The sequence below is a fragment of the Mycobacterium paragordonae genome (assembly GCF_003614435.1).
In the GTDB taxonomy this organism is placed as follows: Bacteria; Actinomycetota; Actinomycetes; order Mycobacteriales; family Mycobacteriaceae; genus Mycobacterium; species Mycobacterium paragordonae.
Genome location: NZ_CP025546.1, coordinates 5,682,196 through 5,703,804 on the forward strand (window position 1 = coordinate 5,682,196; position 21,609 = coordinate 5,703,804).

A 21,609-nucleotide genomic window follows, 5' to 3' on the forward strand; every position below is an offset into this window, starting at 1 on the left:
TTCAGCTCCTCAGAGGTCTAGCTCGCAGGCACCTGCGGCCGCGGACACACAGGTTTGGATTTGTACGTTGTCGCCCGGGTTGGCGGTGGTGACCTCGCCGTTGCGCAGGTCGCGCACCGCGCCCTGACGCAGGGGAACCACGCACCCGAAGCAGACGCCCATCCGGCAACCCGACGGCATCAACACCCCGGCGGACTCTCCGGTGTCCAGCAGCGTCTGGGATCCGTCGGCTTCCACGACGCTGCCGCTCTTGGCGAACGTCACGGTGCCGCCTTCGCCGGCGGTGATGACGACGGGGCGGAAGCGTTCGATATGCAGCCGGTCGGTGATACCTTCTGCGTCCCAGCGCTGTTCGATCGCGTCGAGCAGACCCGCCGGACCGCATGCCCACGTTTCGCGCCCGGCGAAGTCTGGGACCAGATCAGCCAACCGCGCCACGTCGAGCATTCCGTCGGTGTCAGTGTGCCTTTCCACCAACCGAATTCGGCCCTCCCGGGCCAGCATGCGCAGTTCCCAGCCGAAGATGACGTCGTCCGCGGAGGGCGCGGAGTGCACGACCACGATGTCCGCGGCCGCTCCGAGGCTCGCCATGTTGCGCAACATCCCCATCACCGGGGTGATGCCGCTGCCGGCCGTGAGGAACAGGATCTTCGCCGGCACCTGATTGCCGAGGGTGAACTCACCCGCGGCCTGATCCAGCTGAAGCACCGTCCCGACGGTGGCGCGGCGCACCAGATGGTTGCTGACCACGCCGTCGGGAATCGCCTTCACGGTGACCGCGATACAACCGTCTCGCCGCTGGGTCTTGGAGGTCAGCGAGTAGGCCCGCCACTGACGGACACCGTCCACGTCCACGCCGATGCGCACATACTGTCCGGGCACATGCGAGCGCCAGCCCCGCCCGGGCCGGATCACGACGGTAGCGGCGTCGCGGGTCTCGGGGTGAATTGCGACGATGCGCCCGCGGAGGTCGGCACCGGATCGAAGCGGATCGATGACGTCCAGGTAGTCGTTGGGGACCAACGGCGTCGTAACCCGCTCGGCAAACTTCAGCACGCGCTCGCGCAGTGCGCCGACGACGTTGGGTCGGGTGGCCAAGGTTGTCATGACTCCATCGTCGTTGTCACCGGATGTAAAGTCTTGACTCGACAGCGTAGTTTTCTGGGCATTAATTGTTCGAAAGGGATAAATTTGGCGGATTCGTCACTTCGACTTAGCGGTCTACAGCTGGACGAACCCGTGGTCAGGGCGCTGGAGTCCATCCTTCCGGGGATGGCCGAGCGAACAGTGACCGCGATCACCGTGGCGGTACCGAGCTACGCCGACGCGTTCAGTGGGCGGATGGGCCAGATCATCGAGAACGCGGTGCAGACGTCGCTGGGCATCTTCCTGCGGCTGGCGACCCGGCCCGAAGGCACCGACGCCGGGACGTCGCTGCTGCAGGCCGTCGACGGTGCCTACGAACTCGGGCGTGGCGAGGCACGTCAGGGCCGGACGATCGACGCTTTGCTGGCGGCTTTCCGGGTGGGCGCGCAGGTCGCGTGGCAGGAGTTGTCGGCGACCGCCGTCGCAGCCGGGCTTCCGGCGTCCACCATCGCACGGTTCGCCGAGTTGGTCTTCGCCTACATCGACGAGCTGTCGGCATCCAGCGTGTCCGGCCACGCCGACGAACTCGCCACCACCGGACGGGTCCGGCAGCGCTACCTCGACCGGTTGAGCCAGGACCTGCTGGCCGGAGAGACCGCGGCAACCCTGACCGCCGCCGCCGAGCAGGCCGGCTGGCAGCCACCCGACACGCTGACCGCGGTATTGGTGCCGTTGGCGCAAACCCGCGGGCTGGCAGCACAATTCGGTCAATCCACCCTGCAGTTGGCCGAAGATCTACCCGGAGTGGATGCGTCGGAGGCGCTTGCCGTTCTTCTGGTCCCGGACATGGCCGGCACGGCGCGGCGTCAGTTGTTGTCGGCTCTGGGCGCCAGAAAGGCGTTGGTGGGTCCGGCCCGGCCGTGGATGGACGTCCGCTCGTCCTACTATCGCGCCCTGCGCGCCCGGGAACTGTCGCAGGCGAGCGGCTCCAGCGCCGTCGACACCGATGACCACCTGGTCGAACTCGTGCTCGGCGCCGATCTCGAAGCGGCCGCCGACCTGCGCGCCCGGGTGTTGGCGCCGCTGTCCGGCCTGCCACCCAACACTGCCGACCGGCTCACCGAAACCTTGCGGTCCTGGGTGCTGCACCAGGGCCGGCGTGACGCAGTGGCAGCCGATCTCTTCATTCACGCCCAGACAGTCCGCTACCGGATGAGTCAACTGCGCGAGCTGTTCGGCGACCGACTCGGCGAGCCCAGAACCGTACTGGAACTGACCGTCGCGCTGGGCCTCGAGTCGAACGACTGACCTCATCGGGCCCAGGCTTGCCCCGGCCCGCCAGTGCGATTATGGTGATCCGTAATACGGATTTTCGAGATTCGTATTGCGAATCAACTAAGGAGAAGTGCCATGGCAAGTTCCACGACCAAATACGTCGGCATCTACACCGCCTTCGCGGCGACCGCCGTAGCGCTGACGGCCACGCTGGGCGTCGACTCGGGAAGCCAGCAGGCGACCTCCATGAACGACACCACGTCGGCCCCCACCACCACCCCCACCCCGCTGACGACGCTCGCTCCGCCGTCGACCCTGGACGCTCCCCCGGCCCTGTCCGCTCCGCCGGCCCCGCCGCTCCCCTGACCGCGCCCCGCACCGACAGTCGATTTCTTCAAAAACATCGCGGTCAAACTTGAACCGTTAGGTCACCAAAGCAGTAACCTGCAGCTAGCACGTGCCGGACCCGGGAAGTGGCCATCACCACAGTGGTATCCAATCCCCCTCAGGCACAGGCGCTTCGGTTCGGCCATCGGTCAAAGGAGACGCGGATGTCGTTTGTGGTCACCCACCCGGAGACGTTGGCGTCGGCAGCCGGCACCCTGCGCGGGATCGGGTCGGCGGTCGTTGCTCAGAGCGACGCCGCCTTCGCGCCCACCACGGAAGTCATTCCGGCTGCCGGCGACGAGGTCTCAGTGCTCACCGCCGCGCGGTTCAGTGGGCACGCCCAGACATACCAGGTCATCAGCGCGCACGCTTCGGTGATCCACGAGTTGTTCATCAGCACGCTGGCAGCCAGCGCCGGCTCCTACGCGGTCACTGAGGCCGCCAATGCGGTCTCGGCTCGATAGGAACCGGGTTGGGTACCGACTTCGGGCTGTTGCCGCCGGAGATTAATTCGGCCCGGATGTACATGGGTCCCGGGGCGGGTTCGATGCTGGCCGCCGCCAACGCCTGGGACGGTCTGGCCGCGGTCCTCAATTCGGCGGCGGTTTCGTACGGAACGGTGATCACCGGCCTCGCGGTGGAGTCGTGGTTCGGTCCGGCGTCGGCGTCCATGGCTGCGGCGGCCGCCCCCTACGCGGGCTGGCTGAGTGCGGCCGCAATGCGGGCCGAACGAACCGCGGCCCAGGCGCGCACCGCCGCCGCGGCCTACGAGACCGCGTTTGCGATGACGGTGCCGCCGCCGTTGATCGCGGCCAATCGCGAGCAGTTGATGTCGCTGGCCGCGACGAACCTGCTGGGGCAGAACAGTCCCGCGATCGAGGCTTTGCAGGCCGAATACGCCGAGATGTGGGCTCAGGACGCCGCCGCTATGTTCGCCTACGCGGCGTCGTCCGAGACGGCGTCGACGCTGCTTCCCTTCACCGCACCGACGCAGGCCGCCGACCCGGCGGGCCCGGCCGCGGCCGCGGCGGCGGTGAGCGGGCAGACCGCCCAGGATCTGATGTCGTCGATCTCTGCCCAAACGCTGCAAGGACTGGCGGCTCTGATCTCGCCGGTCTCGTCCGGGATCCCGGCGTCGGCGGCCGCGATCCCCACGCCGATCGGCGACCTGGACGTGCTGGCCCTCTACATCGCGACCATCGGGACGGCCAGCTTGGGCGTCGGCGCAGTCAATGCGTCGGTGAACTCGGCCCGGCCGTGGAACATTCCTGGCGCCAGTTCCGGGCCCGATCGCGACGAGGAACGTGATCAGGACGGCGGCTCCTGGACGCATTTGTTGGGGTCAACGCCGAACTCGCAGGGAGGCGCGGCAAGCGCCGGGGTGGGTCAGGCCGCCTTGGTGGGACCGTTGACGGTCCCGCACAGCTGGACGGTGGCGGCACCGGAGATCCGGCTGGCCGTCGAGTCACTGCCCGGCACCAGCGTCGGCGCCGGCCCCACCCCGACGAACCTGAGCGCGGCGCCGGCGGCTCTGCTGGGCGGCATGGCTCTGGCGAGTATGGCAGGCCGCGGCAGCACGGGCACGGGTCCGACCGGAGCCGACTCCGCGACCGAGGACGACGAGCAGCCCAAGCGCAAGCCCACCGTCGTGGTGATCCAGCAGCCGCCCACCGGCCCGGGGCCGACGGGCAACCGTTCGCAATAAATCACAGCGGTTCTGTAAAAAAATTTGTCAACAATCGCTCCGCCCCAAAGATCTTCGCGTTTCGAGAGTTCCGCGTCGATTCCGGCGCGCGGCGCCAGATGTTGTCAAGAAGAGATGTTTGCCTTTCGTCGAGGATGGCAATGAGAAAACGGAGGTGGGCGTATCGGCCGGCCTATATGCCCACCCAGGTCCCGTCGGTTCAGCCCGAGAGCCGACGGGACCGCTTATATTTCGGGCCGTTTCGGGCCCACCCCGCGGCACGTCAGACATGCCGTGCTGCCCGGTCTCACCTGGGAGTACCGTGCGGCGTATGGATGGCTCCGCTGCTGGCGTGTGGATTCTGGGTGGCTATCAGAGCGACTTCGCTCGCAACCTGACCCGGGAGGGTTGCGACTTCGCCGCCCTGACCGCCGAGGTGGTGGACGGCACACTGGCGGCTACCCGGGTGGATGCCGCGGCCATCGGAGTGGTTCACGTGGGCAACGCCTTCGGTGAGATGTTCGCCACACAAGGACATCTGGGCGCGATGCCGGCCACGGTGTGCGGCGACCTCTGGGATACGCCGGCGTCACGACACGAGGCGGCGTGCGCGTCGGGGAGCGTGGCGGCGCTGGCGGCGATGGCCGACCTGCGGTCCGGGGCATACGACAGCGCGCTCGTCGTCGGGCTCGAGTTGGAGAAGACCGTGCCCGGTGACACCGCCGCCCAGTATCTGGGTGCGGCGGCCTGGACTGGACACGAAGGTGCCGATGCCCGATACATGTGGCCGTCGATGTTCGCGGAGGTCGCCGAGGAGTACGGGCGCCGCTACGGGCTCGACGACGTTCATCTGCGGGCCATCGCCGCGGTGAACTATGCCAACGCGCGCCGCAACCCGAATGCGCAGACGCGGGGCTGGACAGTTCCGGACCCGATCACCGATGACGACGAGACCAATCCCGTCACCGAGGGCAGGCTGCGGCGGTTGGACTGCAGCCAGATGACCGACGGGGGCGCCGGAGTGATCCTGGTCAGCGACGCCTATCTGCGGGATCACCCCGACGCACGACCGGTGGGCCGCATCGACGGCTGGGGGCATCGCACCGTCGGGTTGGGGTTGCGCCAAAAGCTGGATCGTTCGGCTGACGACCCGTACGTGTTGCCGCACGTGCGGGCCGCGGTGCTCGACGCGTTGCGGCGCGCCGAGGTGACGCTGGACGACGTGGACGGGTTCGAGGTGCACGACTGCTTCACCCCCAGCGAGTACCTGGCCATCGACCACATCGGGCTGACCGGGCCGGGCGAATCGTGGAAGGCCATCGAGAACGGGGAGATCGAAATCGGCGGCCGGATGCCGATCAACCCCAGCGGCGGCCTGATCGGCGGCGGCCATCCGGTGGGGGCATCGGGAGTGCGCATGTTGCTCGACGCGGCCAAGCAGGTCAGTGGCGCTGCCGGCGACTACCAGGTCGAAGGTGCGAAGAGCTTCGGCACGTTGAACTTCGGCGGCAGCACCGCCACCACGGTCAGTTTCGTTGTCAGCACTACGCGAGGAATGTGACATGGATGTCGAGGTGATTGGCAAATACCTGTCGACCCTGCCCGAGGATGACGACCACCCCTACCGCACCGGCCCGTGGCGCCCGCAAACCACGGAGTGGAACGCCGACGACCTGACAGCGGTGGAGGGTGAGGTTCCGGCGGATCTCGACGGCATCTATCTGCGGAACACCGAGAACCCGTTGCACCCGGCGTTCCAGACCTACCACCCGTTCGACGGCGACGGCATGCTGCACGTGGTGGGGTTCCGCGACGGAAAGGCGTTCTACCGCAACCGTTTCGTGCAGACCGAGGGCTTCCTGGCCGAAAACGAAGCGGGCGGGCCGCTGTGGCCGGGCCTGGCCGAGCCCGTGCAGTTCGCCAAACGCGACAAAGGCTGGGGCGCACGCGAATTGATGAAAGACGCGTCCAGCACCGACGTCATCGTGCACCGGGGAATCGCCCTGACCAGTTTCTACCAGTGCGGCGACCTGTACCGAGTGGACCCGTATTCCGGCACCACGCTGGGCAGGGAGAGCTGGAACGGCGGGTTTCCGGTCGACTGGGGCGTATCCGCACATCCCAAGGTGGACAACAAAACTGGTGAGCTGTTGTTCTTCAACTACAGCAAGCAGGACCCGTACATGCACTACGGCGTGGTCGACGAGAACAACGACCTGGCCCACTACGTCGACATCCCGCTACCCGGTCCGCGACTGCCGCACGACATGGCGTTCACCGAAAACTACGCCATCCTCAACGATTTCCCGCTGTTCTGGGATCCCCACATGCTCGAACACAAGGTGCACCTGCCGCGCTTCTACCCCGACATGCCCTCGCGCTTCGCGGTGATCCCGCGCCGCGGCTCGAGCGCCGAGATCCGCTGGTTCGAGGCGGACCCGACGTTCGTGCTGCACTTCACCAACGCCTACGAGGACGGCGACGAGATCGTGCTGGACGGCTTCTACGAGGGCTCACCGCAACCACTGCAAAGCGGTGCGGGGCCGGCGGGCAAGTGGGAGAAGCTGTTTCGGTTCCTGGCCCTGGATCGGATGCAGGCCCGGTTGCACCGTTGGCGGTTCAACCTGGTCACCGGTGCGGTCAAGGAAGAGTCACTGTCGGATTCCATCTCTGAATTCGGCATGATCAACGCGGACTACGCGACTTCGCCCTACCGCTATGTGTACGCCGCCAGCGGCAAGCCCGGCTGGTTCCTGTTCGACGGACTGGTCAAACACGACCTGCTCACCGGCGGCGAGGAGCGGTACTCATTCGGCGAGGGCGTCTATGGCAGCGAGACGGCGATGGCGCCCCGGGTGGGCGGCAGCGGCGCCGAAGACGACGGCTATCTGGTCACCCTGACGACCGACATGACCGCCGACGCGTCGTACTGCCTGGTGTTCGACGCCGCCCGGGTCGGCGACGGCCCGGTGTGCAAACTGGCTCTGCCGGAACGCATTTGCAGCGGTACGCATTCGACGTGGGTGCCCGGTACGGAGTTGAGGCGGTGGGATCGCGCCGAGACGGCGGCAGAGGCCGTGGGGCTGTAGGCAGAGGCAGATGGGCAAGCACCGCACAACGCACTGGCCGCTGTCGCTGGCGTCGATCGGCTCGATCCGATTCGCCCGGCGCTCATCGAACTTCGCGGAGACGGTGCGGTTCTACCGCGAGCTGGTGGGGCTGCCGCTGCACGAGACCTTCGGCGACAGCTACGGCAGCAACGGCGCGATCTTCGGCCTGCCCAGCTGGAACCTGACGATGGAAATCGTCGAATCGGTTGAGCCTGTTGCCGTCGACCAACACGAACAGTTGTGCCTGTACTTTCCGGATCGGCAAGCCCAGCATGCCGCGATCGCGCGCCTGGAAGCGGCGTCTGTTCCGCGCGTCGAGCAGCACCCGTACTGGGAGGCGATGGGAGCGGTCACCTATCAGGATCCCGACGGCCGCGAGATCGTGTTCGCGCCGTTCGTCTACGGCGTCAACGAGCCGGCCGATAGTTCGGCCTCAGGAACGCACGAATTCCCTTCGAGCTGAACGCAACCCGCCCCGGAACCCCCCACGCACCCCCGACGAACCGCCGCCATTCTGACCACGCCCCAACGGTTTACGCGGAGGCGACCGCCAGGACACGCCACTCGCCAGGCACACCCTTGAGGGTGTGCGCACCGCGGTCCTCGAATCCGAGTCCTGATCCGATCACCAGGTCGCGCAGTGTGCTGGACACCAGCACCTCGTTCGGTCGGGCCAGAGCGCTGACCCGCGCCCCGATGTGCACGCCGATCCCGCCGATGTCATCGCCACGGACCTCGCATTCGCCGGTGTGCAACCCCGCACGCACCTCGATGCCGAGCGTCCGAACCGCGTCACGAATCGCCATGGCGCAGCGGATCGCTCGCTGCGGACCGTCGAACATGGCCAGGAAGCCGTCACCCGAAGTGTTCACCTCGCGACCCCGAAACCGGGCGAGCTGCGATCGCACGACGGCGTCGTGGGCGTCGAGCAAGGCATGCCAATCACGATCGCCCATCTCTGCCGCCCGGCGGGTCGAGTCCACGATGTCGGTGAACAGCACCGTGGCGAGAATACGGTCGTCGGGCACGTCGGGCTGCCGGCCGGTGAGGAACTCCGCTACGTGCTGGAATGATTCGCGCCAGGGTTCGACGTTGTGATAGAGGTTGCGCCCTGGCAGCTCAACGTGTTTCGCGCCCGGAATATGGTCGGCAACATACTTGCCGTCGGCTGGTCGGACGAATGAGCCGTCCGTGTGCTGGACGACCAGCGTCGGCACGCGGACGGCCGGGAGCAGCGCTCGTATCTCCAATTCGGACACCACCGGCATCATCAGGGCAACGGTCCGTGGGCTCGCCGTCAGGCGTTCGTATCGCGCCCAGGTTGCCCGGATTTCCTCGTTCCACGGCATATCGGGATTGAGCACGTGTTCGAACTCCCCGGTGCCCCACGCAGCGACCATGGCATCGAAGAAGGCCGTGGGCGTGACCGTGCTCGCGTCCGGATCGGCATAGACCTCGAGTCCGACCAACGCCGTGGTGCGGGACGGATACGTGGCGGCGAACAGCACGGCGGGCGCGAAAGCGGCGTTCGGTGCGACGAGAACCGCTTCGCGACTCCCGACGTCGTCCAGGACCGCGGTGATGCTGTCGGCCCACTGCTCCAACGTCGGCAACGCACCGGCGAAGGCCCAATCGGACGCGCCGGTGCCCGGCTGATCGAACATGATCAACCGTCCCAGGGAGGTCATCGCCTCGATCCACCCCTGAAGCGCCGGCAGCTCGGGCAACAGTTCGTAACAGTTGAACCAGCTCGGCACCAGCACGATGTCACGCGGGCCTGCGCCGGACGCGCGGTAGGCGACGCGCAAGTCCCCGTTCATCGCGTAGCGCGTCTCCGAGAACATTGCGGAAGTCTAAGCCGACCGGCGGCCGCCGAACGCAGCGCCGACCACCGCCCACAGCGCACACAACACCGCGCACCCAGCGGCGACCGCTCCGACATACAACCCGTATTCGGCCGACACCGGCGCATTGACGTTGCGCTGGTAATACAGCACCATGAGCGCACCGATCAGCAGCGAAACAACCAGCGCGGCAATAGAAGCCGCCCGCACCGAGAGGCGGCGACCGACCATCGCGCCGGCCACCAACAGCATCGACGACAGCAACACGATGAGCTGGCCGGCGCCGAAGCCACGCGGCAGCTCCAGGCTGCCGTGGGTGCCGCCGACGGCGTTCGCCCAGCCGCCGCCGTTGACCTTCGTCGCCAACCACGGCATCCAGGCGCTGGCCAACACGGCGGTTGCGAACAGCGCCACCAACCAGCCTGGGTCCGGACGGCGACTCATGGTTGCGAGGTTAGCCGAGTGGGTCGGCTCAGCCCTCCAGCGACGACAGGTTGAAGGCGACTCCGGTCGGATCGGCGGCCGCGGCCAGCCGCCCATACGGGGTGTCTTCCGCCTCGCGCAGCACCGCCCCACCGTTGTCGGTGATCACCTGCAGCGTCTTGTCGACATTTTCGGCGCCGAAGAAGATGTTCCACTGCGACGGCACGCCCTCGGGCAGGCATCCCGCTCCGTCCATCACGCCGAGTAATTGCTGATCGTCGAACCATGCTGTGGTGTAACGGAATTCGTCAGTGTCACTGACCTGCTCGGTGCGCCACCCGAACACCTCACGGTAGAAGTCGACGGCGGCGCGGTAGTCACGCGTGGTCAACTGGTGCCAGACCGGCGCGCCGGCCTCGCCTACAACCTCGAAGCCGCGGTGTTGCAGCGGTTGCCAGAGGCCGAAGGCGGCGCCGCTCGGGTCGGCCGCCGCCGCCATGAAGCCTTTGTCGGGAACCTCCATGGGCTGCAGGCAACCGGAGGCGCCGGCAGCGGTGACGGCCGAGACCGCCGCGGTGATGTCGGCGGTGTGGAAATAAGTGGCCCAGTTGTCCGGAGCCTGCCACTCGGGATTGTTGGCCATCAGACCGGCGACGGCGCGGCCGTCCTTGGCCGCATTGATGTAGCCGCCGTAGTCGGGTCCGGCGGATTCGAACGTCCACCCGAAGACGGTGCCGTAGAAATCTTGGGCACGGTCAACGTCGGATGTGGTGAGGTCGATCCAGCAGGGGGCGCCGAGTGGGGCGTGGTCACGGATGGGCACGAGGTCCTTACCTTTCTTGAAGGGTGGTCGTTGCCCTTAGCTCTAGGCTTCGAATTGCCCAGGGACGTCGGGTATGGCTTGCATGTGGTTGCTGTATTTGATGGCCGAGGAGGATTGGCCGCCCGTCGTCCCGCAACGACTCGACCGCTAATTGAGAGATGCGATTTGATCGCTGTGTAAGGACACGTCGGCGTGGTCGTCTGCTGGGTTGGTAGCGATGACAACGATCACGGAGGTGGCTGTGAGACAACAAGTCTGGGCCGGTGTTGACGCCGGTAAATCCGACCACCATTGCGTGGTCATAAACGTCGAAGGGATTCAGCTGCTGTCGCAACGCGTCGTTAACGACGAAACGGCGCTGCTGGATCTGATTGGAGCCGTGACGGCGCTGGCCGACGGCGGTGACATTACGTGGGCGATCGACCTCAACGCCGGCGGCGCCGCGTTGCTGATTACCTTGCTCATCGCCTCCGAGCAGCGGTTGCTCTACATTCCCGGCCGCACCGTCTACCACGCCTCGGCCGGCTATCGCGGCGACGGCAAAACCGACGCCAAAGACGCCGCCGTCATCGCCGACCAAGCCCGGATGCGCCGTGATCTGCAGCCGCTGCGGCCCGGCGATGACATCGCCGTCGAGCTGCGCATCCTTTCCAGCCGGCGCACCGATCTGGTCGCCGATCGAACCCGGGCGATCAACCGGCTGCGAGCCCAGCTGCTGGAATACTTCCCCGCTTTGGAGCGCGCCTTTGACTACAGCACCAGCAAGGCCGCACTGATCCTGCTGACCGGCTACCAGACCCCCGACGGGCTGCGCCGCGCAGGCCCTGCCCGGCTGACGGCCTGGCTTGCTAAACGCAAGGCGCGCAACGCCTCTGCCGTCGCAGCCAAAGCCATCGAGGCCGCCAACGCCCAGCACAGCATCGTGCCTGGTCAAAACCTCGCCGCCACCATGATCGCCCGGCTGGCCAAGGAGGTGATGGCCCTCGACACCGAGATTGGCGCGACTGAGACGATGATCGAGGACCGATTTCGCCGCCACCGCCACGCCGAGATCATCGTGAGCATGCCCGGCTTCGGCGTCGTGCTCGGCGCCGAATTCCTCGCCGCCACCGGAGGCGAATTGAGCGCCTTCGACTCCGTCGACCGCCTGGCCGGCGTGTCCGGGCTGGCACCAGTACCGCGCGATTCCGGGCGCATCAGCGGCAACCGCAAACGCCCCCGCCGCTACGACCGTCGCCTGCTGCGCGCCTGCTATCTGTCCGCCCAGATCGCCATCCGCACCGATACACCCTCGCGCAACTACTACGACCGCAAAAGATCCGAAGGCAAAACCCATACCCAAGCCGTCCTCGCCTTGGCCCGCCGACGCCTCAACGTCCTCTGGGCCATGCTGCGCGACCATCGGCCCTATCAACCCACCGCGCCTAACACTGCGGCGGCTTGACAACTTCATTGAGATTCCTCCTTGGTCGGTGGGTACCTCGATATCGACTCGGCACGCGCCGGAAAGTCATCGCCGATCAGTCTCAGCGACGCAGGACGCTGTCGCCGTTCGTCCCCGGGTCCGGGCGGGCGAACACCCTGACGAAGTTCTGCAGCGAGTCGCGGATATCGCTGCGCAGCGCGGCGGCGACGACCATGCCGATCGGCCCGAACAGCGCCGGCCCGCCGAGATGCACGTCGAAGCTGACGACCGAACCCTGCTCTTTCGGAGCGACCTTGGCCATCAGTTTCACCTTGACCCCGCCCACACCGTCGCCGTTGAGGGTCATGCCCTCCGGGGGCTTGTAGCGCACGATCGTCCACCTGATGCGGTTGGGCATGCCCTTGACTTCGACATAGGACTCGATGACGGTGCCCTTTTCCAGCACGTCGGGCAACTTGCTGCGCCAGACCTTGTGGATGGTCAGCCATTCCCGGTACCGGTTCAGGTCGGAGGCGTGTGTCCAGGCCTGTTCCGGCGGCAGCGGCACATCGATGGATCCGGAGAGTTTCGCCATTTCGTCAGCTCTGCTGGCCGCCGGTGTCGACGATCTTCCTGGCTTCCTCCTGCACCTTGTGGATGGTGTCGGAGTACTTGCCCTGTGTCTTGTCGTCGACGAACTCGCCGGCCTTGGTGATCGCCGTCTCGACCTTGTCGGCGTTCTGCGCGAGCAGGTCTTTGGCCTTGTCCAGGAATGCCATTTTCGCTGTTCCTTCCCCATCGGACTCCTCCCCCGGGAGCCCTACTGTGCTGGGGAAACCCTACTTGTCGCGCACGGGCTACGGCACGCTGCCTTGCAGGAAGATCCCGGACAGGCGGTTGCCGATGTTGCCGACGCCGGAGATCAGGCCGGCTATCGCGATGTCCAGGCTGCTGGTGTTGCCGAAGCCGGACATAGCACTGCCGAGGTTGGTCAGGCCGGACAGTAGTTCGCCGCCGTAGTTCTCGAAGCCGGAGACATGCGAGCCGACGTTGAAGAGGCCGGAGATGGTGTCGCCGATGTTCCCGAAGCCGGATGTGCCGCCGGCGCCTGAGTTGAAGAAGCCCGACGACGGGGCGGTTGTCGAGTTGCCGATGCCGGTCATCGGGAGCAGGGAGGTGACCGGTACGGCGATCGGGCCGCTTCCCCCGGTGAGACCGATGGTGAGGAGTGTCGTATCGCTGCCAACGGTGAGGTTGAGCGGGATAGCCCCGAATTGGATTTGTGGCACTTGGATTGGGTCGAGCGCAGAGCGCAGCGGGATCGCCAAGCTGATGGGAAGGCCTGAGACCGGGACGTGGATATTCGGGAAGGGGTCGGGAAGCGGTATCACCAGGTCGAAGCCGTCGGTCTTGGCGTCGACCACGATGTCGAAGTTGACCGGAATCGCGCCGCCGTTGACGCCGTGAATCGTGAACGGGTTGACGGTAAGCCCGGCGATGTTGCCGGTCACCGGCAGCTTGATCAGGGCGCCGCCGCCCAGGGTGAGGGGGATGTCGGGGATGGTCAGGGTGTAGTCGGCCGCGATCAGGCCCTGGCGGTCACCGCGCCACAACAATCCGTTGCTCTGATCACCGGAGATGAACGCCCCGGTGTCGAGGTTGCCGGTGTTGACCCACCCGGTGTTGGTGTCCCCGGTGTTGAAGCTGCCAGTGTTGACATCACCGGGGTTGGCCGACCCGGAATTGAAATCACCGGCATTGAACCCCCCGGTGTTGTAGCTGCCCGCATTGGCCCACCCGGTGTTGAACCCACCGGCGTTGAACACCCCGGTGTTCGCCACCCCGGAGTTCCCGATCCCGGAATTGAACGACCCCGAGTTCCCGATCCCGTAATTCCCCGTCCCGGAATTGAAGAACCCGACATTCCCGGTCCCCGAGTTGAACAACCCCACATTCCCCGACCCCGAATTCCACGCCCCGAACCCCACCTGATTATCACCGGTCAACCCGATACCCACATTGTTGCTACCCGAGTTCCCGAACCCGACATTGCCCACCCCGGTATTACCCCACCCGATGTTCAGACTGCCGCTATTACCCCACCCCCGGTTCCCGACACCCGCATTACCGCCACCCACATTGACATCACCCAGATTGCCCCAGCCGTAATTGCCGTCACCATGATTACCGGCCCCGACATTCCCCACACCCACATTGCCGCCACCCAGATTATGCCCACCCACATTCCCGCCACCCAGGTTGTAATCCCCCACATTCGCCAACCCCAGATTCCACCCACCACCATTGGCCACCCCCAGGTTGAACACCCGATCCACACCCGCACCCAACCCCGCCACCGCATTCGACCAGCCCGAGACCCCCTCACCCAAATTGAACACACCCGAACCCAACGCCCCCACATTCCCCACACCCGAGAACCCCACCACCCCCGACGACACATTCCACCAACCCGAACCCCCACCCACATTCCCAAACCCCGACCCACTCCCAGACCCACTATTGAAAAACCCCGACGACGGCCCACCAGTGACATTGCCCAACCCCGGCCCCGCCACCAACCCCAACACCGGAACCACCAGCGGACCCAAGCCCGGACCGGAAATGTTCAGGTGCAGCCCCTCGCCGGGGCCGCCCACCAGCAGGCTCAGGGACGGACCGAGGATGACGATCGGATCTGTTCGGAGTGGTCCGATACTGCCGGTGATGCTGTTTCCGCCGCCGTTGGGATTGACCAGGTCGAGGGACGGGATGGTGAACGGGTCGATCACGATGTTGCCGAGGGCGCCGGTGATGGGGATGTTGAGGGGGATGGTGACGTCCAGGCCGATGGCGATGCGCGGGATGGTCAGGGTGTAGTCCAGCGCGGCCTGGCCCTGGTTGTCTCCGCGCCAGAAGAAGCCGTTGTTCAGATCGCCCTGGTTGAACCCGCCGGTGTTGAAGTCCCCGGTATTGGCCCACCCGGTGTTGTAATCCCCGGTATTGAAATCCCCGGTATTGACCTGCCCGGGATTGAACGACCCGGTATTGCCCACCCCCACGTTGAACCCACCGGTGTTGTAACTGCCCGGATTCCCCACCCCGGTGTTAAGCACCCCGGCGTTGAACACCCCGGTATTGAGCCGGCCCGCATTGAACAACCCGACGTTGCCCTCCCCGGAATTACCGATCCCCCAGTTCCCCGACCCCGAATTGAACAACCCCACATTCCCGGTCCCCGAGTTGAACAACCCCACATTCCCCGACCCCGAATTCCACGCCCCGAACCCCACCTGATGATCACCGGTCAACCCGATACCCACGTTGTTGCTACCCGAGTTCCCGAACCCCACATTCCCCCACCCGCTATTACCGAACCCGAAATTCGAGTCACCCTGATTACCCAACCCCACATTCAACGACCCCAGATTCGACCACCCCACATTATGGCCACCCACATTCCCCGACCCCAGATTGAAACTCCCCACACTGCCCAACCCCAGATTCCACGCGCCCTGATTTCCGAAACCAACATTCGCGTCACCGACATTGCCGGCACCCACATTCCACCCACCGACATCAGCGAACCCGACATTGCCCACACCCACACTTGCCAACCCCACACCCAGCACACCCGAGGGCCCCGCCCCCACCGACGCGGTATTGCTGACCCCCGACAACGACCCACCCAGGTTCGACACCCCCGACAACAACCCACCCAGGTTCTTCACCCCCGAGACCATCGACCCGACATTGCCGTACCCGGAAACCACCTGCCCGATATTCCCGAACCCCGACACCCCACCCGCACCGGAATTAAAGAACCCCGACGACGGCGCCACCGTCGCATTCCCCAACCCCGGCGCCGCACCCACATGCAACAACTGCACCACCACCGGACCCGCACTCCCACCCACATTCACCGTCAACGGCGTCCCCACACCACCCACCACCAGGTTGTTGAACGCGATGGTGTTTATCCGGATCGTCGGTGTTGTGATGGGCTGCAGGAAGTTGTTGGCGACGCCGATTTCCAGTCTGATCGGCAAGCCTGGGACGTCGACGCCGACATGTCCGACCGGATCGGGAAGGCTGATACCGACATTGATGTTCGGGGTCTGCCCGAGCAGCGTTAGGTGGCCAACGACCGGGATGCCGCCGCCACCGACTCCGTGAATCCCGATCGGGTTGACGGTGAGTCCGGTGATGTTGCCGGTGATGGGGATGTTGAGGATGCCGCCGCCGGTCAGGGTCAGGGGGATGTCGGGGATGGTCAGGGTGTAGTCGGCCGCGATCAGGCCCTGGCGGTCACCGCGCCACAACAATCCGTTGCTCTGATCACCGGAGATGAACGCCCCGGTGTCGAGGTTGCCGGTGTTGGCCCACCCGGTGTTGGTGTCCCCGGTGTTGAAGCTGCCAGTGTTGACATCACCGGGGTTGGCCGACCCGGAATTGAAATCACCGGCATTGAACCCCCCGGTGTTGTAGCTGCCCGCATTGGCCCACCCGGTGTTGAACCCACCGGCGTTGAACACCCCGGTGTTCGCCACCCCGGAGTTCCCGATCCCGGAATTGAACGACCCCGAGTTCCCGATCCCGTAATTCCCCGTCCCGGAATTGAAGAACCCGACATTCCCGGTCCCCGAGTTGAACAACCCCACATTCCCCGACCCCGAATTCCACGCCCCGAACCCCACCTGATTATCACCGGTCAACCCGATACCCACATTGTTGCTACCCGAGTTCCCGAACCCGACATTGCCCACCCCGGTATTACCCCACCCGATGTTCAGACTGCCGCTATTACCCCACCCCCGGTTCCCGACACCCGCATTACCGCCACCCACATTGACATCACCCAGATTGCCCCACCCGTAATTGCCGTCACCATGATTACCGGCCCCGACATTCCCCACACCCACATTGCCGCCACCCAGATTATGCCCACCCACATTCCCGCCACCCAGGTTGTAATCCCCCACATTCGCCAACCCCAGATTCCACCCACCACCATTGGCCACCCCCAGGTTGAACACCCGATCCACACCCGCACCCACCCCCGCCACCGCATTCGACCAGCCCGAGACCCCCTCACCCAAATTGAACACACCCGAACCCAACGCCCCCACATTCCCCACACCCGAGAACCCCACCACCCCCGACGACACATTCCACCAACCCGAACCCCCACCCACATTCCCAAACCCCGACCCACTCCCAGACCCACTATTGAAAAACCCCGACGACGGCCCACCAGTGACATTGCCCAACCCCGGCCCCGCCACCAACCCCAACACCGGAACCACCACCGGCCCCACCGCCGGACCCAACAAACTCAACCGCAACGACTGACCCGGACCACCCACCACCAAGTTCAACGACGGACCCGTCACCACAATCGAATCCACCACAATCGGACCGATGGTGGCGTCGAGGTTGTCGCCGTTCAGATGCAGCGCCGGGATCTGGAATGAGTCGGTGACGATGTTGCCGAGGGCGCCGGTGATGGGGATGTTGAGGGGGATGGTGACGTCCAGGCCGATGGCGATGCGCGGGATGGTCAGGGTGTAGTCCAGTGCGGCCTGGCCCTGGCTGTCTCCGCGCCAGAAGAAGCCGTTGTTCAGATCGCCCTGGTTGAACCCGCCGGTGTTGAAGTCCCCGGTATTGGCCCACCCAGTGTTGTAATCCCCAGTGTTGAAATCCCCGGTATTGACCTGCCCGGGATTGAACGACCCGGTATTGCCCACCCCCACGTTGAACCCACCGGTGTTGTAACTGCCCGGATTCCCCACCCCGGTGTTAAGCACCCCGGCGTTGAACACCCCGGTATTGAGCCGGCCCGCATTGAACAACCCGACGTTGCCCTCCCCGGAATTACCGATCCCCCAGTTCCCCGACCCCGAATTGAACAACCCCACATTCCCGGTCCCCGAGTTGAACAACCCCACATTCCCCGACCCCGAATTCCACGCCCCGAACCCCACCTGATGATCACCGGTCAACCCGATACCCACGTTGTTGCTACCCGAGTTCCCGAACCCCACATTCCCCCACCCGCTATTACCGAACCCGAAATTCGAGTCACCCTGATTACCCAACCCCACATTCAACGACCCCAGATTCGACCACCCCACATTATGGCCACCCACATTCCCCGACCCCAGATTGAAACTCCCCACACTGCCCAACCCCAGATTCCACGCGCCCTGATTACCGAAACCAACATTCGCGTCACCGACATTGCCGGCACCCACATTCCACCCACCGACATCAGCGAACCCGACATTGCCCACACCCACACTTGCCAACCCCGCACCCAGCACACCCGAGGGCCCCGCCCCCACCGACGCGGTATTGCTGACCCCCGATAACGACCCACCCAGGTTCGACACCCCCGACAACAACCCACCCAGGTTCTTCACCCCCGAGACCATCGACCCGACATTGCCGTACCCGGAAACCACCTGCCCGATATTCCCGAACCCCGACACCCCACCCGCACCGGAATTAAAGAACCCCGACGACGGCGCCACCGTCGCATTCCCCAACCCCGGCGCCGCACCCACATGCAACAACTGCACCACCACCGGACCCGCACTCCCACCCACATTCACCGTCAACGGCGTCCCCACACCACCCACCACCAGGTTGTTCAGGACGATGGGATTGACGGCGATTCTCGGCAGCGCGATGGAAGTCAACGTGTCGTCGATAGTGACGTGAAGATTCAACGGCAGCGGCGGTATCGGAATGGTGACCGATCCGAGTGGGTCGGGGAGGCCGACGCGGATATCGAGTCCACCGGTGTCGGCCCCCAGGACATTGATTCCGAGATTTACCGGGATTGCCGAACCGCCTTGGCCGTGTATCGAGAAAGACTCGATGGCCAATCCGGTGATGTTGCCGGTGATGGGGATGTTGAGGATGCCGCCGCCGGTCAGGGTCAGGGGGATGTCGGGGATGGTCAGGGTGTAGTCGGCCGCGATCAGGCCCTGGCGGTCACCGCGCCACAACAATCCGTTGCTCTGATCACCGGAGATGAACGCCCCGGTGTCGAGGTTGCCGGTGTTGGCCCACCCGGTGTTGGTGTCCCCGGTGTTGAAGCTGCCAGTGTTGACATCACCGGGGTTGGCCGACCCGGAATTGAAATCACCGGCATTGAACCCCCCGGTGTTGTAGCTGCCCGCATTGGCCCACCCGGTGTTGAACCCACCGGCGTTGAACACCCCGGTGTTCGCCACCCCGGAGTTCCCGATCCCGTAATTCCCCGTCCCGGAATTGAAGAACCCGACATTCCCGGTCCCCGAGTTGAACAACCCCACATTCCCCGACCCCGAATTCCACGCCCCGAACCCCACCTGATTATCACCGGTCAACCCGATACCCACATTGTTGCTACCCGAGTTCCCGAACCCGACATTGCCCACCCCGGTATTACCCCACCCGATGTTCAGACTGCCGCTATTACCCCACCCCTGGTTCCCGACACCCGCATTACCGCCACCCACATTGACATCACCCAGATTGCCCCAGCCGTAATTGCCGTCACCATGATTACCGGCCCCGACATTCCCCACACCCACATTGCCGCCACCCAGATTATGCCCACCCACATTCCCGCCACCCAGGTTGTAATCCCCCACATTCGCCAACCCCAGATTCCACCCACCACCATTGGCCACCCCCAGGTTGAACACCCGATCCACACCCGCACCCACCCCCGCCACCGCATTCGACCAGCCCGAGACCCCCTCACCCAAATTGAACACACCCGAACCCAACGCCCCCACATTCCCCACACCCGAGAACCCCACCACCCCCGACGACACATTCCACCAACCCGAACCCCCACCCACATTCCCAAACCCCGACCCACTCCCAGACCCACTATTGAAAAACCCCGACGACGGCCCACCAGTGACATTGCCCAACCCCGGCCCCGCCACCAACCCCAACACCGGAACCACCACCGGCCCCACCGCCGGACCCAACAAACTCAACCGCAACGATTGACCCGGACCACCCACCACCAAGTTCAACGACGGACCCGTCACCACAATCGAATCCACCACAATCGGACCGACGGTCCCGCCCAGTTCCGAGCCATTGAGATGGAGGGTGGGAATGGTGAAGGACGGGATGGTGATGATCGGCTGGCCGTTCAATATGGAGCCGAGCGTCCCCGTCACCGGAATATTGATCGGCACGTCGACGTCGACCTGCAGGGCGATGCGCGGGATGGTGAAGGTCAGGTCGAATGCGGCTTGACCCTGGTTGTCTCCGCGCCAGAAGAAGCCGTTGTTCAGATCGCCCTGGTTGAACCCGCCGGTGTTGAAGTCCCCGGTATTGGCCCACCCGGTGTTGTAATCCCCAGTGTTGAAATCCCCGGTATTGACCTGCCCGGGATTGAACGACCCGGTATTGCCCACCCCCACGTTGAACCCACCGGTGTTGTAACTGCCCGGATTCCCCACCCCGGTGTTAAGCACCCCGGCGTTGAACACCCCGGTATTGAGCCGGCCCGCATTGAACAACCCGACGTTGCCCTCCCCGGAATTCCCGATCCCCCAGTTCCCCGACCCCGAATTGAACAACCCCACATTCCCGGTCCCCGAGTTGAACAACCCCACATTCCCCGACCCCGAATTCCACGCCCCGAACCCCACCTGATGATCACCGGTCAACCCGAAACCCACATTGTTGCTACCCGAGTTCCCGAACCCCACATTCCCCCACCCGCTATTACCGAACCCGAAATTCGAGTCACCCTGATTACCCAACCCCACATTCAACGACCCCAGATTCGACCACCCCACATTATGGCCACCCACATTCCCCGACCCCAGATTGAAACTCCCCACACTCCCCAACCCCAGATTCCACACCCCACGATTACCGAAACCAACATTCGCATCACCGACATTGCCGGCACCCACATTGGAACCGCCCACGTTGGCCAGTCCCGCAGCGAGGATGCTGACGCGGCCCGGCGGGTCAGCGATTGCGGCTTGGGTGGACACGACGAAAGCCGAAACGGCCGCGGACGGGAGTCGCAGTAGTTCGGTGAACGGCGACAATGCCGACACCACGCCGGAGGCTTCGGCGTGGTAGCCGAACATAGCCGCGACGTCTTGCGCCCACATCTGCTCGTACTCGGCATCCACGGCCGCAATCGCCGGGGCGTTCAACCCCAGCAGGTTGGAAGTCACCAGTGTCACCATTTGAGAGCGGTTTGCGATCACCGAAACCGGGTGAACTGACGCCGCCAGGGTCGCCTCGAACGCAGTTGCGGTCATGCGAGCCTGCCCGGCGGCCTGCTCCGCCAGCACACCCGTCGCGGCGAGCCAGTCCAGGTAGCGTCCGGCCACGTCGACCATCGCCGCCGAGGCTGCGCCCTGCCATGACGCGTTCGCCAACCCGGACGTCACCGCGGAAAACGCGGTCGCCGCCGAGCCCAGTTCGTCGGCCAGCACATCCCAGGCGGCCGCAGCGGCAAGCAGCGGGCCAGGCCCCGCGCCGCCAAATATGCGCGCGGAGTTGATCTCTGGTGGCGACACCGCAAAATTCATCGCCGC

At 65.1% G+C, this 21,609-nt stretch carries 15 protein-coding genes; 8 read left to right on the plus strand and 7 right to left on the minus strand.

The genetic code is table 11. The annotated features are described in order from the left end of the window. Positions 1 to 9: 9 nt before the first annotated feature. Entirely contained in the window at positions 10 to 1,107 is a 1,098-nt protein-coding gene (locus C0J29_RS25320) for a ferredoxin reductase (RefSeq protein WP_120793926.1), read from the minus strand. A gap of 132 nt (positions 1,108 to 1,239) precedes the next feature. On the opposite strand from C0J29_RS25320, the gene C0J29_RS25325 reads away from it, so the two are divergent. From C0J29_RS25325 to C0J29_RS25355, 7 genes are all read left to right on the plus strand, one after another. Then, the gene (locus C0J29_RS25325) at positions 1,240 to 2,394 is read left to right on the plus strand and encodes a PucR family transcriptional regulator (protein WP_477498002.1); all 1,155 of its coding nucleotides are present in this window, start codon (positions 1,240 to 1,242) and stop codon (positions 2,392 to 2,394) included. A gap of 102 nt (positions 2,395 to 2,496) precedes the next feature. Further along, the gene (locus tag C0J29_RS25330) at positions 2,497 to 2,727 is read left to right on the plus strand and encodes a hypothetical protein (RefSeq protein WP_120793927.1); all 231 of its coding nucleotides are present in this window, start codon (positions 2,497 to 2,499) and stop codon (positions 2,725 to 2,727) included. A 185-nt stretch (positions 2,728 to 2,912) separates the two neighbouring features. After that, positions 2,913 to 3,212: a PE family protein gene (locus tag C0J29_RS25335; protein ID WP_120793928.1), complete on the plus strand. Its 300-nt coding sequence runs from the start codon at positions 2,913 to 2,915 to the stop codon at positions 3,210 to 3,212. Between the two features lie 8 nt (positions 3,213 to 3,220). Further along, positions 3,221 to 4,453 (plus strand): PPE family protein, encoded by a 1,233-nt coding sequence (locus C0J29_RS25340; RefSeq protein WP_120793929.1) that lies wholly within the window; start codon positions 3,221 to 3,223, stop codon positions 4,451 to 4,453. 310 nt (positions 4,454 to 4,763) lie between these two features. Next, a complete protein-coding gene (locus C0J29_RS25345) occupies positions 4,764 to 5,993 on the plus strand; it encodes an acetyl-CoA acetyltransferase (protein ID WP_120793930.1) in 1,230 nt (409 codons plus the stop codon). 1 nt (position 5,994) lies between these two features. After that, positions 5,995 to 7,521 carry a carotenoid oxygenase family protein gene (locus tag C0J29_RS25350; RefSeq protein ID WP_065165644.1) on the plus strand — a complete coding sequence of 509 codons (1,527 nt, stop codon included), beginning with the start codon at positions 5,995 to 5,997 and terminating at the stop codon, positions 7,519 to 7,521. Positions 7,522 to 7,531: 10 nt separating this feature from the next. Further along, a complete protein-coding gene (locus tag C0J29_RS25355; protein WP_065049803.1) occupies positions 7,532 to 8,005 on the plus strand; it encodes a VOC family protein in 474 nt (157 codons plus the stop codon). A gap of 70 nt (positions 8,006 to 8,075) precedes the next feature. Here C0J29_RS25355 and C0J29_RS25360 read toward each other — a convergent pair whose 3' ends face one another. The 3 genes from C0J29_RS25360 to C0J29_RS25370 are packed head-to-tail and all read right to left on the minus strand — an operon-like array spanning position 8,076 to position 10,632. Further along, a complete protein-coding gene (locus C0J29_RS25360; RefSeq protein ID WP_120793931.1) occupies positions 8,076 to 9,386 on the minus strand; it encodes an adenylate/guanylate cyclase domain-containing protein in 1,311 nt (436 codons plus the stop codon). 9 nt (positions 9,387 to 9,395) lie between these two features. Then, positions 9,396 to 9,830 (minus strand): hypothetical protein, encoded by a 435-nt coding sequence (locus tag C0J29_RS25365; protein WP_065049807.1) that lies wholly within the window; start codon positions 9,828 to 9,830, stop codon positions 9,396 to 9,398. 28 nt (positions 9,831 to 9,858) lie between these two features. Then, positions 9,859 to 10,632 (minus strand): VOC family protein, encoded by a 774-nt coding sequence (locus tag C0J29_RS25370; RefSeq protein WP_065165638.1) that lies wholly within the window; start codon positions 10,630 to 10,632, stop codon positions 9,859 to 9,861. 235 nt (positions 10,633 to 10,867) lie between these two features. Between C0J29_RS25370 and C0J29_RS25375 the strand changes: the two genes are divergently transcribed. After that, positions 10,868 to 12,076, plus strand: coding sequence for an IS110 family RNA-guided transposase (locus C0J29_RS25375; protein ID WP_172834827.1), 1,209 nt, complete (start codon positions 10,868 to 10,870; stop codon positions 12,074 to 12,076). Positions 12,077 to 12,158: 82 nt separating this feature from the next. Here the strand turns inward: C0J29_RS25375 and C0J29_RS25380 are convergent, their stop codons facing one another. The 3 genes from C0J29_RS25380 to C0J29_RS25390 all read right to left on the minus strand — a co-directional run bounded on the left by C0J29_RS25380 (position 12,159) and on the right by C0J29_RS25390 (position 21,603). After that, positions 12,159 to 12,632 carry a type II toxin-antitoxin system Rv0910 family toxin gene (locus C0J29_RS25380; protein ID WP_065049810.1) on the minus strand — a complete coding sequence of 158 codons (474 nt, stop codon included), beginning with the start codon at positions 12,630 to 12,632 and terminating at the stop codon, positions 12,159 to 12,161. 4 nt (positions 12,633 to 12,636) lie between these two features. Further along, positions 12,637 to 12,816: an antitoxin gene (locus C0J29_RS25385; RefSeq protein WP_055581736.1), complete on the minus strand. Its 180-nt coding sequence runs from the start codon at positions 12,814 to 12,816 to the stop codon at positions 12,637 to 12,639. Between the two features lie 78 nt (positions 12,817 to 12,894). Then, positions 12,895 to 21,603 (minus strand): PPE family protein, encoded by an 8,709-nt coding sequence (locus C0J29_RS25390; RefSeq protein WP_120793932.1) that lies wholly within the window; start codon positions 21,601 to 21,603, stop codon positions 12,895 to 12,897. Positions 21,604 to 21,609 lie beyond the last annotated feature (6 nt).

Excerpts from the sequence above, each read along its gene's own strand:
- C0J29_RS25320 (WP_120793926.1), bottom strand. The coding sequence starts at position 1,107 with ATGACAACCTTGGCCACCCGACCCAACGTCGTCGGCGCACTGCGCGAG.
- C0J29_RS25330 (WP_120793927.1), top strand. The coding sequence starts at position 2,497 with ATGGCAAGTTCCACGACCAAATACGTCGGCATCTACACCGCCTTCGCG.
- C0J29_RS25335 (WP_120793928.1), top strand. The coding sequence starts at position 2,913 with ATGTCGTTTGTGGTCACCCACCCGGAGACGTTGGCGTCGGCAGCCGGC.
- C0J29_RS25345 (WP_120793930.1), top strand. The coding sequence starts at position 4,764 with ATGGATGGCTCCGCTGCTGGCGTGTGGATTCTGGGTGGCTATCAGAGC.
- C0J29_RS25350 (WP_065165644.1), top strand. The coding sequence starts at position 5,995 with ATGGATGTCGAGGTGATTGGCAAATACCTGTCGACCCTGCCCGAGGAT.
- C0J29_RS25355 (WP_065049803.1), top strand. The coding sequence starts at position 7,532 with ATGGGCAAGCACCGCACAACGCACTGGCCGCTGTCGCTGGCGTCGATC.
- C0J29_RS25360 (WP_120793931.1), bottom strand. The coding sequence starts at position 9,386 with ATGTTCTCGGAGACGCGCTACGCGATGAACGGGGACTTGCGCGTCGCC.
- C0J29_RS25365 (WP_065049807.1), bottom strand. The coding sequence starts at position 9,830 with ATGAGTCGCCGTCCGGACCCAGGCTGGTTGGTGGCGCTGTTCGCAACC.
- C0J29_RS25380 (WP_065049810.1), bottom strand. The coding sequence starts at position 12,632 with ATGGCGAAACTCTCCGGATCCATCGATGTGCCGCTGCCGCCGGAACAG.
- C0J29_RS25385 (WP_055581736.1), bottom strand. The coding sequence starts at position 12,816 with ATGGCATTCCTGGACAAGGCCAAAGACCTGCTCGCGCAGAACGCCGAC.
- C0J29_RS25390 (WP_120793932.1), bottom strand. The coding sequence starts at position 21,603 with ATGAATTTTGCGGTGTCGCCACCAGAGATCAACTCCGCGCGCATATTT.